The organism is Glycomyces sp. NPDC021274, assembly GCF_040641195.1.
Lineage (GTDB): Bacteria > Actinomycetota > Actinomycetes > Mycobacteriales > Micromonosporaceae > Glycomyces.
On record NZ_JBFADC010000003.1, the window covers coordinates 153,525 to 166,604 of the forward strand.

The following is a 13,080-nucleotide window of genomic DNA, read 5'->3' on the forward strand; positions in this document are numbered from 1 at the left end:
CCCGGTCAGTACGCGCCCTTTCGGCGCAACACTACAGCGACAGTGCGGAACAGGATCTGAAGGTCGGTCGTGAGCGACCAGTTGTCGACGTAGTAGAGGTCGAGGCGGACCGCGTCGTCCCACGACAGGTCCGAGCGGCCCGAGACCTGCCACAGGCCGGTGATGCCGGGCCGCACGAGCAGGCGGCGGCGCACGTCGCCGAGGAAGTCGCCGTTCTCGGCCGGGAGCGGGCGGGGGCCGACCAGGCTCATCTCGCCGCGGACCACATTGATGAGCTGCGGGAACTCGTCGATGGAGGTGCGTCGCAGCCACTTGCCGACGTTGGTGATGCGGGGGTCGTCCTTCATCTTGAACAGGAGGCCGTCGGTCTCGTTGTGCATCATGAGCGCGGCCTGGCGCTCCTCCGCGTCGATGTACATGGTGCGGAACTTCCAGCAGGAGAAGGTCTCGCCGTCGCGGCCGACCCGGTTCTGGCGGAAGAAGACCGGCCCGGGGCTGTCCATCTTGATGGCGATCGCGACGCCCAGGAACAGCGGTGAGAGGAGCACGAGGCCCATCACCGAGGAGGAGATGTCGAGCACGTTCTTGATCAGCCAGCCGATGCCGGAGATCTTCGGCTCCTCCACGTGCAGGAGCGGCAGGCCCTCGACGGGGCGGATGTGCACGCGCGGGCCCGCGATGTCCGTCAGCTGCGGGGCGACCACGAGGTCGCGGCCGGTGCCCTCGAGCTGCCAGGCCAGGCGGCGCAGGTCGGAGGCGTCGGCCGAGGCCGAGCCGCACACCGCGAGCGTGTCCGCCTCGAGCTGCTCGGCGCAGGTGACGACGTCGGTCCCGGCGAAGACCGGGACCGGGGTGTCGAGGTTGCGGACCGAGGAGGCGCCCTCGGTCACGTATATGCCCACGGGGACGAGGCCGGCCGCGGAGGCGCGGCGCACCGTCCGGTAGACCTCGAGGGCCTCGGGGTAGGAGCCGATGAGCAGGACGCGCTGCACGCCGCGCCCGTTCGCGCGCATCCGGTGCAGGCCGTAGCGGGCGCCGTAGCGGAACGTGGTGACGAGCACGGCCGCGGCCAGCAGGATCACCGCGACCGCGACACGCGAGACGTCCGCTTTGAAGGTGAGCGCGGCGAAGGAGACGAGGGCCAGCATGAACATCGAGGCGCGGATGACCCGCTTGAACTCCTCGTTGCCCATGCCGAAGTAGCGGCGGTCGTAGGAGCCGGTGCCCCACAGGGCGAGCAGCCACGCGAGCGGCAGGAGCAGCCACACGGTGAGGTAGAAGAAGTGCTGCTGGTTGTTCGTGTCGAACCCGGCGCTCGGGGAGCGCGTGAAGTTGACCGTGATGACGGTGGCGATCAGGACGGCGAGGAGGTCCGCGCCCACCAGGGCGGCCTGGTAGTACCGGTGCCAGTTGGAGGCCCGGACGAGGCGGCGCCAGGTGGATCGGGTGACTCCGTTGGTGACGAGCTGCGGGTCACCGGATTCGCGAGTTCTGGCCACCGGCGTCCCCGTCCGTCCGTACGGAGCACCCCCACTTCCGTGGAGATCCTTTGCTGGGCGTTCCAGGCTCGTAGCCACTGCACATCCCTGCGGTCGTCAGCTTACGGTGGAGGTGAGTGTCCGCGGGCGGAGATCAGCGCTGCGTCTCCGACTGCGCCTTTTCTCGAGCTGGGCGGCCCGCCGACACGGTACCCGACAACCTACACCTATTCCGCTCCTGCGGTATGTTCGGCCGAGCGGAAAGCAGCCCGCGCCACCCCCGGAGAAGACACCACGAGACCGCACCGCATAAGGACCGCCCCCTGTGAAGATCGTCATCGCCCACAACAGGTACTCGTCCGCGCAGCCGTCGGGCGAGAACACGATCGTGGACTACGAGATCGGGGCGCTCCGCGAGGCCGGCGTCGAGGTGGTGCCGTTCCTGCGCTCCTCGGACGAGATCGCTTCGCTTCCCGCGCATAAGAAAGCAGCACTCGCCGTATCGCCGATCCACGCGGCCGGGACGCAGCGCGAGCTCGCCGCGCTCCTGGAGCGCGAGCGGCCCGACCTGCTGCACTTGCACAACCCGTACCCGCTGCTGTCCCCTTCGGTGGTGGGCACCGCCCACGAGCACGGGGTCAAAGTGGTGCAGACCATTCACAACTACCGGCACGACTGCATGAACGGGCTCTACTTCAGGGACGGCCATGACTGCCGCGACTGCCACGGGAAGCGCTGGAACCGGCCGGGCGTCCAGCACGCGTGCTACCGGGGGTCGCGCGCGCAGAGCGCCGTGATGGCGGTCGCGCTCGGGGTGCACCAGGGGACGTGGCGCGGCGTGGACCGGTTCATCGCGCTCACCGATGCGATGGCCGAGTACCTGCGGAGCATCGGGATCCGCGACGAGCAGATCCGGGTGAAGCCGAACGCGGTCGCCGACCCCGGGGTGGTGCCGCTCGGCGAGGGGTTCCTGTTCGGGGCGCGGCTGGTGCCGGAGAAGGGCGTCGCGCTGCTGCTCGACGCGTGGCGGCGCGCGGACCTGCCGGGGCAGGTGCTGCGCATCGCCGGCGACGGGCCGCTGCGGTCCCTTGTGGAATCTGCTGCGGCCGAACGCGACGACATCGTGTACCTCGGGCAGCTCGAACCCGCCGAGCGGGACGCGGCCCTCGCCGCTTCGGCGGCGGTCGTGGTGCCCTCGATCTGGCAGGACATCCTGCCGACCACCGGCATCGAGGCGCTCGCCGCGGGCCGCGCGATCGTGGCGACCCGGATGGGCGGCGCGCCGTTCATCGCCGGGGCCGACACCGCCGCGCCCGCGGGCGTCGCGGTCGAACCCGACGCCGAAGCGCTCGCGAGCGGGCTCGAAGCGGTCGCGAAGGACCCGTCCTACGCCGCGAATGCAAGGGCGCGTTACGAATCGGTGTTCGCTCCCGAGGTGACGCTGCGGCGGCTCATCGAGATCTACGAAGAGTTGATCGCCGCCGCCTAAAGGCCCGATCCTGCACCATATATCCTATAGGATTCAGCGCAGGGAGGCGCGGGCGTTGCTCGCGATGCTCGCCAGCAGGAACAGCGCGTTCACCGCGCCGAAGCCGAGCAGGACCACCCACATGAACTCGGGCCGGATCAGCGCCAGCGCGATCACCACGATGATGAAGCCGTAGTCGCGCACGAGCTTGATCAGCCGCACGATGATGCTGGTGCTCTTGACCATCGAGACGCCGTCGTCCGCTTTGGCCATCACGGCGGTGACGAGGTTGGTCATCCACAGGGCCGCGAACGCCGCGCCGCACCACGCCGGCACCTCGTACGAGTAGGCGCGGGTCACGGCCACCACCACGGACACCACCGAGGCCTGGATCGCGATGTCGCACAGGATGTCGACGCGCGCGCCCGCCTCGGAGCCGGTGCCGGTGGCGCGGGCGAGCTGGCCGTCCGCGCAGTCGAGCATGTAGGCGACCTGCCAGAGCACGAGCGCGGCGAGGGCCACCGGCCACCACGGCGCGCCCTCCCGGGCGGCCGGGATGTAGGCGATGACGCCGACGCTCGCGCCGATCCCGAGCACCAGGTTCACAAGTGAAAGGTGCGTGGGCTTGAGGCCCGTTCGCCAAGCGGCGTAAGCGAAGTAGGCGGCGCCGCGCTGGTCGAGGAGGGTGGCGAGGCCGCCGCCGCGGTTGGCGGCGAGGAAGTCGGATGGCCGTGGGGACGGGCGCAGGTCGGTCACGCGGGCATCCTATAGGGCGCACGAGGCGTGCCCGGCCGGCAGCGGAACGTGTTCTGTATGACGCCGCTCGTGAGCTGCCTTGATACAGATAGTGAACTTCCGAAACCCTGTTGTGTCAAGATCCCGACACTACGACCCATCGCCGGTCCCTAATATGAGCGCGATCCACACCATTTGGGACGAAAGTGCTTCTCCCTTGGTAGCCAGCACATGACCGAAAGTCTTAAGGTTGATGGACCTTTCATTCCTGGGGAGGAAAATATGGGGGACGAGGTGACCGGTTCTGCCCTGCGGCACTGGGATCATCCCGCGTACACGGCGAGACTCCAGGCAGGTCGGACGGCCCTCGCGCAGCTGCTGACCGACCGGCGTCTCGACCGGGACCGGCCCATGACGGGACTCGAGCTCGAGCTCGACCTGATCGAGCCGAACGGGGATCCGGCGTTCGCCAACGACGCGGTGCTGGAGCACCTGCACACCTCGGGCGAGGAGGACGCGCTCTACGGCGCCCAGCATGAGCTGGGCGCCTTCAATATCGAGCTGAACCTGCCGCCGCGGCTCCTCGACGGGGCCGGGATCTCCTGGTACGAGAGCGATCTGGCGGCGGTGCTGTCGGAGGTGCGGGAGGCCGGGGACAAGGCCGGGGTGCAGATCTGCCCCATCGGGACGATGCCCACGCTGTACACCGACCACATGAGCGTCGACGCGCTCTCGCGGACGAAGCGGTACCGCATCCTCAACGACGAGATCATGTCGCAGCGCGGGGAGGACCTGCGGATCGACATCCGCGGGGCCGAGTCGGTCGACTTCACGTCGTCGACGATCGCGCCGGAGGCGGCGAACACGTCGGTGCAGTTCCACCTGCAGGTGTCCCCTGAGGACTTCGCGCGGTACTGGAACGCGGCGCAGGCGATCGCGGGCGTGCAGGTAGCGACGGGTGCGAACTCGCCGTACCTGTTCGGGCGGCAGCTGTGGGCGGAGACGCGGGTGATCCTGTTCGAGCAGGGCACCGACACGCGGCGCGCGAACCAGCGCAAGGCGGGTGCGAAGCCCCGGGCGTGGTTCGGGGAGCGGTGGATCGACGGGGTGCTGGAGCTGTTCGACGAGAACTACCGGCACTTCGCGCCGCTTTTACCGCTTTGCGACGAGGAGGACCCGCTCGCGGTGACCGCGGCCGGCGGGGTGCCGTCGCTTCGCGAACTGCGGTACCACAACGGGACGGTGTACCGGTGGAACCGCCCGGTGTACGACGTCTTCTCGGGCCGCCCGCATGTGCGGGTGGAGAACCGGGTGGTCGCGGCGGGACCGACGGCCGTGGACATCTGCGCGAACATGGCGCTGTTCTACGGCCTGGTGGTGCACTACGCGAACGCGCCGGTCCCGCTCAGCGAGCAGATGGGCTTCGCGCAGGCGGCGGCGAACTTCCGTTCGGCGGCGCGGCACGGCATCCAGGCCGACCAGTGGTGGCCCGGCCGCGGACTCGTCCCGGTGCGGGCGCTGGTCCTGGAGGAGCTGCTGCCCGCGGCGGCCGAGGGGCTGTCCGCGATGGGCGTGGTGAGCCGGGACATCGGGCGCTACCTCGGGGTCATCGAAGCGCGGTGCCGCCGGGGCGTGAACGGCGCGTCCTGGCAGGTCGCGCGCGTCCAGGTGGCCGAGCACCGGCAGCGCCTGGAGCGGCGCGACGCGCTGCGGGCCATGGTGCTCGACTACGCGGCCCGATCCGCCGACGGCAGGCCGGTGCACGACTGGGAGGTATGAGCGGCCGGTCCGAATGAACCGGCGCTCGGAGTGACGAACAGCGGAGGCCGGGACCTGGGGTCCCGGCCTCCGCTGCGTGTCGATGTGGTCGGGCGTCTGCGCGGCTGCGTGGCTGCGTGGCTGCGCGGGCATAGGGCATGCCCCTTCCCACCCGCATCCACCTCCGACCAACCGAAGAAATGAGACGACTCTCCCACACGGGTCCGACACTCGGCCGAACCCGAGGGGTCGTCACGCCTGGTCGTCGGCGGGCGGCTCCTCCGAATCGAGCTTGCGGCGGGTCCGCGCGGACTTGCGGGGGCGGCGCTTGGGCTTCTCCTCGGCCTCGTCCTGGGTCGTCGCCTCGGGCTCGGCCGTGAGGGTCGCGCCGGGTTCGACGGGCTTGAGCTCCTGGACCCAGTCGAGGTCGGGGTCGGGGGCCTTGGCGGGGAGGTCCGCGGTGTCGGCGGCGCTCGCGGAGGTGTACACCTGCGCAGTGTCGCCGTGGCGGGTGTCGTCGTAGGCGGAGGCCGGTTCGGGGACGGTCCAGCCGGGGGCGGTCTCGACGAGGCCGGTGCGGTCCTCGCGGGGCGCTTCGTGCTGCGCGTCGTCGAGCTGCCCGCCGCCCTTCGGGAGCGCGCAGACGATCAGCGAACCGAGGAGACCGGCGATCGCGGCGTACGGGCCGACGAGGATCACCGACATCGAATCGGCGCCGTCCACGGGCGACGGCCCCGCGTAGAGGTGGGCGACGGTGACGATGAGCGGCCCGGCGATGCCCGAGGCCGCGGCGATGCGGTACCCGGAGCTGGAGATCGGTCCGCGGCGGGCGAGCACCGCGACGACCACGCCGATGAGGGCCGATCCGACCACGAACGGGACGGCGATCGCGAAGCCGCGCGTGCCGAGGAACGTGTCAGGTCCGGCCCACGAACCCCACACCGCGAGCTCGTTCACGGGCGAGACCCGGTCGCCGATCTCCCAGAACACCGCGAGGATCGCGAGCGTCCACACCAGGAGCACCGAGGCCCCGACGTTGACCGCGACCGAGCGGGAGCTGAGGCCGATGAGCGCGAGCGCGAAACCGACGGCGGCGCCGATCCCGGCGGCGATGAGCGGATCGGTGGGGAAGCTGTTGAAGACCGCGCCCTGCTCGGCTGAGAGCGACACGAGCGGGCCGACCGCGAACGCGCCGACGGCGCTCGCGAGCACGGCGGTCACGCGGATCGCGGGGCCGAGGCGGGCGGCGGCCCGGGAGCCGATCGCGCCGGAGGCGAGGCCGCCGACCACGCAGGACGCGGCCGAGAACCAGGCCACCCATGCGAGGTTGGCGTTCGAGCGGTGGTCGAGCACGGGGTCGCTGGCGCCGGGGGCGGCGTCAGCCCAGGAGAGGAGCCCGAAGCCGTAGGCCAGCCCGAGCTGCGCGAGGGCGGCGAGCGCCGCGACCGCGAACCCGGCGCCGACGGTCTTCGCGGCGAATCTAGGTGACATACGTCGCACCGTACTGCGTGTACGCAATGGAGTCTCGGACGGGCGATCGGGTGAGGTGACGCTCGGTGTGCATGGGCGGCCGCGGCCACCCCCCTTGATACCCGCTTCACGGGTCCCAGGTGGCCTCGCCGACGCCCGTCATCGGCTCGCAAGCGGCCTCGGCGAAGTCTGCGAGCCGCAAATGAGTCGGGCCGAGGCCGCTCGCGGGCCCCGATCGAGCACGGCCGGGTCGCCCGCGAGCCGCAGCCGCGCGGAGCCGAAGGCGCCTGCGAGCCGATGGACCGGCTCCCCCGAGGCCGGGCAGTCTCACAGGTGAGGAAATGCGCGGTGCCCAGCTCAGCAGCCCCGGCTATGCTCGCATCATCAAGGCCACCTGCCCGGTCGCCGTGCGAGATCATGCCGATCAGCGAGGAGCATTGCATGTCCGACGCCTACGAGGCCCTCACCGCGTCGCTCGCGGCCATCGACCCTGAGATCGAACAGGCCATCGAGAACGAGGGACGCCGCGAGTCCGAGAAGATCCGTCTCATCGCGTCCGAGAACTACGTGTCCCAGGCGGTCATGGAGGCGACGGGGTCGATCCTGACCAACAAGTACTCCGAGGGGTACGCCGGGAAGCGCTACTACGAGGGCCAGCAGTTCATCGACGTCGTCGAGCAGCTGGCCATCGACCGGGCGAAGGCCCTCTTCGGGGCCGACCACGCGAACGTCCAGCCGTACTCCGGCTCGCCGGCGAACCTGGCCGTCTACATGGCGTTCCTGAACCCGGGCGACAAGGTCCTCGGCATGGGCCTGCCCGCGGGCGGGCACCTGACCCACGGCGCGAAGGTCTCGGCCACGGGCAAGTGGTTCGACGCCGTGCAGTACGGGGTCCGCCGCGACACCGGCCGCATCGACCTCGACGAGGTCGCCGAGATCGCCCGGCGCGAGCGCCCGAAGATGATCATCTGCGGCGGCACCGCGATCCCCCGCACCGTCGACTTCGCGGGCTTCAAGGCCATCGCGGACGAGGTCGGGGCGGTCCTCATGGCCGACATCGCGCACATCGCCGGCCTCGTGGCCGGCGGCGCGCACCCGACCCCGGTCGGGCTCGCGGACGTCGTCACCACCACCACGCACAAGACCCTGCGCGGCCCGCGCGGCGCGATGATCCTCACCAAGGAGGAGCACGCGAAGGCCATCGACAAGGCGGTCTTCCCGGGCCTCCAGGGCGGCCCGCACAACCACACCACCGCGGCGATCGCGGTGGCGCTGAAGGAGGCCGCGAAGGACTCCTTCAAGGACTACGCGGCGCAGATCGTCAAGAACGCGAAGGCGCTCGCGGCGGGCCTGTCCTCGCGCGGGTTCGACCTTGTCTCGGGCGGCACCGACAACCACCTGATCCTCGTCGACCTCACCAGCAAGGACATCCCCGGCAAGCCGGCGGCGAAGGCCCTGGACGCGGCCGGTATCGAACTGAACTTCAACTCGGTGCCGTTCGACCAGCGCAAGCCGTTCGACCCGTCGGGCCTGCGCATCGGCACCGCCTCGGTGACGACCCGCGGCATGACCGAGGGCGACATGGACCTCATCGCGGGCTGGATCGACCGGGCAGTCGCCGCGGCGAAGGACGGCAAGGACTCCGAACTGGACGTGGTCGCCGGTGAGATCCGCGAGCACACCAAGGCGTTCCCGATTCCGGGATGGAACAAGTAGGGCACAGCCGGGATCGCACAAGTAGGACACAGCCAGAGCCGACGGGCGTAGAGCCAAGCGGCACAGGCGAAGAGGGGCGTTCGACCGACAGGTCGGGCGCCCCTCTCCCGTGCTCCCGGTCACCTCGGGGAAATTTCTGAAATCCGGTTGCAACAGGTGACGGGTCGAAGGCGTCTAGTACATATCAAGTCCCTCCACCCCGCATCGCCCCTGACCACGGCACCGCGGTCTCTCCAAAAAGGAAGCCACCCATGCATTCGTCATACCCTCGGCGCGCTGGAAGGCGCGCACTCGCCGTGCTCGGCACGGCCGCATTCGGCGTCGGGGCGTTCGCGCTCCCGGCCGCCGCGCAGACCCCGGAGCCCGCCGCCGACGTCCTGTTCGACGAACCCGTCGAGGCGGGCGCGGACTCCGCCACCGGCGCGATCAAGCTCGTCTTCGGCGACGACTTCGAGCCCGGCGAGCACGACGTGACCGCCCAGTTGAGCGTCTACGGCAACGGCTGGCAGCTCGCCGGCGGCACGACCGACGACGGTTCCTGCGAGCTCGGCGGCACCCCCGAGCAGTGGGTGAACTGCACCGCCGCGGACGCCGACGCCGAGATCGAGTTCGCGTTCGACTACCTGGCGGGCGCCGACATGCCCTCCGGCGAGTACAACTACTCGCTGCTCATCGGCGTCGACGGCGTGAACCTCGAGGTGATCAACGGCACCGTCGAGGTCGACGGCGACGACGACAACGGCGGGGACCCGACCGAGGACCGCCCCTACCTGCACGGCAGCACCGAGTACACGGACGCCAAGCCCGGTGAGGGCGTCGAGGTCGCGGCCGACTTCCTCCAGGTCGAGCCGCTCCCGGAGGACACCGCGGCCGTGGTCGTCACGGCCTTCGGCTCCGACTACGTCCTGAACGGACTCACCCGGGCGACCGCCGGCTACGACAACTGCAAGGAGTACGAGGACACGGTCTCCTGCGTCGTCACCGACTTCGAGGACCTGCCCGACACGGTGTTCGGCTTCGACGACCCGATCACCTACGAGGTGAGCGGAACCGCGCCCGGCCCGGTCGAGGTGTGCGCCTGCAGCTACTCGGTGCGCACCGTCAACGCCGACGAGCTCGAGGAGCACTACGGCGGCGTGTTCTGGGACGAGGACTCCGACAACCTGTTCGGGTTGCGCGTCGTCACCGAACCCGAATCGGAGTTCGAGGACTCCCACTCCGGGTACATCGGCATCACCACCAGGGCGCATCCGTTCGACCTGTCGGTGTCCGCTTCCAACGCCAAGGGCGCCAAGGGCGACCAGGTCACCCTCACCGTCCCGGTGAAGAACCTCGGCACGGCCGACGCGTGGAGCTTCTTCGACGGACCCGGCTCGTACGGGCTCATCGGCGAGCTGCCGAAGGGCCTGGAGCTGGTGAAGGTCGACAGCGACGGCGACGACGACGTGAACTGCTTCAAGTCGGACGACACGTTCGTCAAGGACTCGTTCCCCAAGTCCGACCTGAAGAACGCCGACTTCGTGTGCCTCTTCTACAGCCTGGACGCCGGTGAGTCCTTCGACTTCAAGTTCACCGTGAAGATCACCGACGCCACCGCGAACGGCAAGGGCACGCTCGAGGTCGCCGCGATCGACAACGACGGCTACCCCGGCGTCGCCGACGCGGTCGCGACCAACAACAAGGCCGACATCACCGTCAACGGCAGCGGCACCCCGCAACTGCCGAAGACCGGCACCTCGCTCGGCATGATCATCGGCATCGCCGCCCTGGTCCTCGTCGCCGGCGTCGTGATGATGGTCGTCACGGCCCGCCGCCGCAAGGCCGGCGCCGAAGAGTAGGCGCACCCGCCTGAACCGCAAGGAAACCCGCGAGACGGGCCCGGCCGCACGGCCGGGCCCGTTCGCGTGCATGTGCGGCCGTTGCCGGGCAGGGACGCCGAAGGCGGGCCCTGCCTTCCGGCAGGACCCGCCTGGCGAAAGCGAAACGCGCCCGGCTCTCGGGGAGCCGCAGCGCGTCGCGTTCTAGTGGGTTTTCGAGTCTGCAGTCTTCGGCCGGCGCCTTGTGGGCGCGCTCGCCTCGGTCCTTAGCGGGCCAGACCGGCGAGGGCGCGGCCCTCGATGCGGTTGGCCGCCCGGCGCAGGACGCCGGCGGTCGAGAGGCGGACCTTCTCCGGGCGGGTGACGCCGAAAGCGTAAGGCTTGTCGGCACGCCCGTCGTCAACGACCGGGGCGTTCGGCAGGGCCGAGGTGGCAACGGTGTTGGCGGCGTCGACTGCGAGGTATGCACCTACGAGCTCGTTCATGATGATTCCTTCCCGGCAGGGTAAGCCGGTTTTGGTATTCCTTGGGGAACCGCTCGTCGATGACGCCATTGTCGACGGCGGGAATCCGGTGCGGTCGCGGTGGACCGCCTCCGGGCCGGGGCTTTGAGAACGTTTGCGGGTTCGCCGCTCCGTTCCTGCTTCCCTCGGCTTCGTAATCAATGCTAAGGCGTGCGCGCCCGGTAAATCCAGGTATTTTGCGTGGGTCACAGGTGTCCCGCGACACTGTCCACAAAGAGCTTAGTTACCGTTCGGTTATCGCATTCCAGGAGCGGTTCGAGCCTGGGCGGCGGTACTCTTTCCGGATGCGGGACTTGGGAGTTCGCGTCGGGCACTGGACCGGCGAGCACACCGGCTGCACGGTGCTGCTGTTCGGGGAGGCCACCACCGCTTCGGGCGAGGTGCGGGGCGGGGCCCCCGCCAGCCGCGAGATCGAGCTGCTCGACCCCCTGCGCGCGAACACCGGCATCGACGCGGTACTCCTCACGGGCGGTTCCGCCTTCGGACTGGCCGCCGCCGACGGCGTCATGCAGTGGCTGGCCGAGCACGGCCGCGGCGTCCTGACCTCGGGCGGACCCGTGCCGATCGTGCCCACCCTCGGGCTCTTCGACCTCGACGGATCCGGCACGGTTCCCGGTGCGGCCCAAGGCTACGAGGCGTGCGACGCGGCCATGGCGCCGTTCGAGCCGGCCCTCGACGGACCGATCGGCGCGGGCCGGGGCGCCACCGTGGGGCAGTGGCGGGGCGTGACGCTGCCTTCGGGCCTGCGCACGGCCACCGTCTGGGCGGGGCCCGTGGGCGTGTGCGCGCTCGCCGCGGTGAACGCGTTCGGCGAGCCGGGGCCGCTGGACCGGGGCCTGCTGCGGCCCGAGGGGTTCGCCACGGGCGCTTTCGGACGGAACACGACCATCGGCGTCGTCGTCACCAACGCCCGGCTCGACAAGGTCGAATGCGCCCTCGTCGCGCAGGGCGCGCACGACGGCCTCGCGAAGGCGATCAGCCCGGTGCACACGCGCATGGACGGCGACGCGTTCGTCGCGGCCTCCACGGGCGGCCTCGAAGCGTCGGTCGACGTGGTCAGGGCCCTCGCGGTCGAAGCGGTGGCCGAGGCGATCAGCGCGTACTGACTATCCTGCGCAGCATGAGACCACTCCGTGCCGCGCTGCTCGCACTGCCGCTGCTCCTCGCCGCCTGTTCCAGCGGCGGCGTGGGGATCGAGTCGGCGACCGCGACGCCGACCGACGCGGGCTCGCTGGGACCGCCAGCCGCCGACGCGCCCGCGACCTGGATCTACCAGCTCTCCGGCTATCAGGAGGACGGGCTCGACGCGCTCGTCGCGGCACCGCACGACGCGGCGGTCATCGACCTCGCCCGCGACGGCGGCGACGACTACTTCACCGCCGCGGAGATCGCCGCCCTCAAGGACTCCGGCAAACACGTCTACGCGTACTTCACCATGGGCTCCATCGAGACCTACCGGCCCGAGCACGCCGCCGTCGCCGCCACTGACATGGTCCTCAACCAGTGGGGCGACTGGCCCGACGAGTTCTTCGTCGAATACTGGGACCAGCGCTGGTGGGACCTCGTCATGCAGCCGCGCCTCGACCAGGCCGTGACCGCCGGATTCGACGGCGTGTACCTCGACGTGCCGAACGCCTACGAGGAGATCGACCTCGCGCTCGTCCCCGGCGAGACCCGGGAGTCGCTGGCGCAGAAGATGGCCGACCTCGTCATCGCCGCGAGCGACTACGCCGGGGAGGACCTGCAGATCCTCGTCCAGAACTCGCCTGAACTGCGCGAGTACCCCGGCTACCTCGACGCGATCGACGGGATCGGCATCGAGGAGCTGTTCTTCCTCAACGCCGACGAGCCCTGCACCGAGGACTGGTGCGCGGAGAACCTCGACCACACGCGCGCGATCCACGACGCCGGGAAGCTGGTCCTCGCCGTCGACTACGCCTCGGACCCGGCCAACATCGCCGCCGCCTGCGTGCACTACGAAGCAGAGGGGTTCGCGGGAGCCGTCGCGGGAGTGGACCTGGACGCGGTCAACGCGCCCTGCGACTGACCAGGGCCACCGGTCGACCGGCAGAAGATCCGATGCACTGAGACGCGCCCCATAGACTGTGTCCGAG

At 70.2% G+C, this 13,080-nt stretch carries 10 protein-coding genes; 6 read left to right on the forward strand and 4 right to left on the reverse strand.

The window, feature by feature from the left end; translation table 11 throughout:
- Nucleotides 1-5: 5 nt before the first annotated feature.
- Complete coding sequence (locus tag AB0I03_RS08330) at nt 6-1,499, reverse strand: sugar transferase (protein ID WP_360408526.1); 1,494 nt, start codon at nt 1,497-1,499, stop codon at nt 6-8.
- A 304-nt stretch (nt 1,500-1,803) separates the two neighbouring features.
- Here AB0I03_RS08330 and AB0I03_RS08335 point away from each other — a divergent pair, with 304 nt between their 5' ends.
- A complete protein-coding gene (locus AB0I03_RS08335) occupies nt 1,804-2,967 on the forward strand; it encodes a glycosyltransferase family 4 protein (protein ID WP_360408529.1) in 1,164 nt (387 codons plus the stop codon).
- 33 nt (nt 2,968-3,000) lie between these two features.
- On the opposite strand, the gene AB0I03_RS08340 is transcribed toward AB0I03_RS08335, so the two are convergent.
- The gene (locus AB0I03_RS08340; protein ID WP_360408532.1) at nt 3,001-3,702 is read right to left on the reverse strand and encodes a CDP-alcohol phosphatidyltransferase family protein; all 702 of its coding nucleotides are present in this window, start codon (nt 3,700-3,702) and stop codon (nt 3,001-3,003) included.
- Nucleotides 3,703-3,975: 273 nt separating this feature from the next.
- Here AB0I03_RS08340 and AB0I03_RS08345 point away from each other — a divergent pair, with 273 nt between their 5' ends.
- On the forward strand, nt 3,976-5,460 hold the full coding sequence (locus AB0I03_RS08345; RefSeq protein ID WP_360408535.1) for a glutamate--cysteine ligase: 1,485 nt from the start codon (nt 3,976-3,978) through the stop codon (nt 5,458-5,460).
- A gap of 231 nt (nt 5,461-5,691) precedes the next feature.
- Here the strand turns inward: AB0I03_RS08345 and AB0I03_RS08350 are convergent, their stop codons facing one another.
- Nucleotides 5,692-6,930, reverse strand: a complete 1,239-nt coding sequence (locus tag AB0I03_RS08350) for a hypothetical protein (RefSeq protein ID WP_360408538.1) — start codon at nt 6,928-6,930, stop codon at nt 5,692-5,694.
- Nucleotides 6,931-7,350: 420 nt separating this feature from the next.
- On the opposite strand from AB0I03_RS08350, the gene glyA reads away from it, so the two are divergent.
- Together glyA and AB0I03_RS08360 are read left to right on the forward strand one after the other, a co-directional pair.
- A complete protein-coding gene (glyA, locus tag AB0I03_RS08355; RefSeq protein WP_360408541.1) occupies nt 7,351-8,625 on the forward strand; it encodes a serine hydroxymethyltransferase in 1,275 nt (424 codons plus the stop codon).
- A 251-nt stretch (nt 8,626-8,876) separates the two neighbouring features.
- Nucleotides 8,877-10,463 carry an LPXTG cell wall anchor domain-containing protein gene (locus AB0I03_RS08360; protein ID WP_360408544.1) on the forward strand — a complete coding sequence of 529 codons (1,587 nt, stop codon included), beginning with the start codon at nt 8,877-8,879 and terminating at the stop codon, nt 10,461-10,463.
- Between the two features lie 245 nt (nt 10,464-10,708).
- Here AB0I03_RS08360 and AB0I03_RS08365 read toward each other — a convergent pair whose 3' ends face one another.
- Nucleotides 10,709-10,927, reverse strand: coding sequence for a hypothetical protein (locus tag AB0I03_RS08365; RefSeq protein ID WP_205325913.1), 219 nt, complete (start codon nt 10,925-10,927; stop codon nt 10,709-10,711).
- A 323-nt stretch (nt 10,928-11,250) separates the two neighbouring features.
- On the opposite strand from AB0I03_RS08365, the gene AB0I03_RS08370 reads away from it, so the two are divergent.
- Nucleotides 11,251-12,072 carry a P1 family peptidase gene (locus AB0I03_RS08370; RefSeq protein ID WP_360408547.1) on the forward strand — a complete coding sequence of 274 codons (822 nt, stop codon included), beginning with the start codon at nt 11,251-11,253 and terminating at the stop codon, nt 12,070-12,072.
- Between the two features lie 14 nt (nt 12,073-12,086).
- The gene (locus AB0I03_RS08375; RefSeq protein ID WP_360408550.1) at nt 12,087-13,013 is read left to right on the forward strand and encodes an endo alpha-1,4 polygalactosaminidase; all 927 of its coding nucleotides are present in this window, start codon (nt 12,087-12,089) and stop codon (nt 13,011-13,013) included.
- The last annotated feature ends 67 nt before the right edge of the window (nt 13,014-13,080 follow it).

What these genes read in the sequence shown, in the direction of transcription:
- AB0I03_RS08350 (WP_360408538.1), bottom strand. Translation starts at nt 6,930, where the DNA reads ATGTCACCTAGATTCGCCGCGAAGACCGTCGGCGCCGGGTTCGCGGTC.
- AB0I03_RS08370 (WP_360408547.1), top strand. Translation starts at nt 11,251, where the DNA reads ATGCGGGACTTGGGAGTTCGCGTCGGGCACTGGACCGGCGAGCACACC.
- glyA (WP_360408541.1), top strand. Translation starts at nt 7,351, where the DNA reads ATGTCCGACGCCTACGAGGCCCTCACCGCGTCGCTCGCGGCCATCGAC.
- AB0I03_RS08360 (WP_360408544.1), top strand. Translation starts at nt 8,877, where the DNA reads ATGCATTCGTCATACCCTCGGCGCGCTGGAAGGCGCGCACTCGCCGTG.
- AB0I03_RS08375 (WP_360408550.1), top strand. Translation starts at nt 12,087, where the DNA reads ATGAGACCACTCCGTGCCGCGCTGCTCGCACTGCCGCTGCTCCTCGCC.
- AB0I03_RS08365 (WP_205325913.1), bottom strand. Translation starts at nt 10,927, where the DNA reads ATGAACGAGCTCGTAGGTGCATACCTCGCAGTCGACGCCGCCAACACC.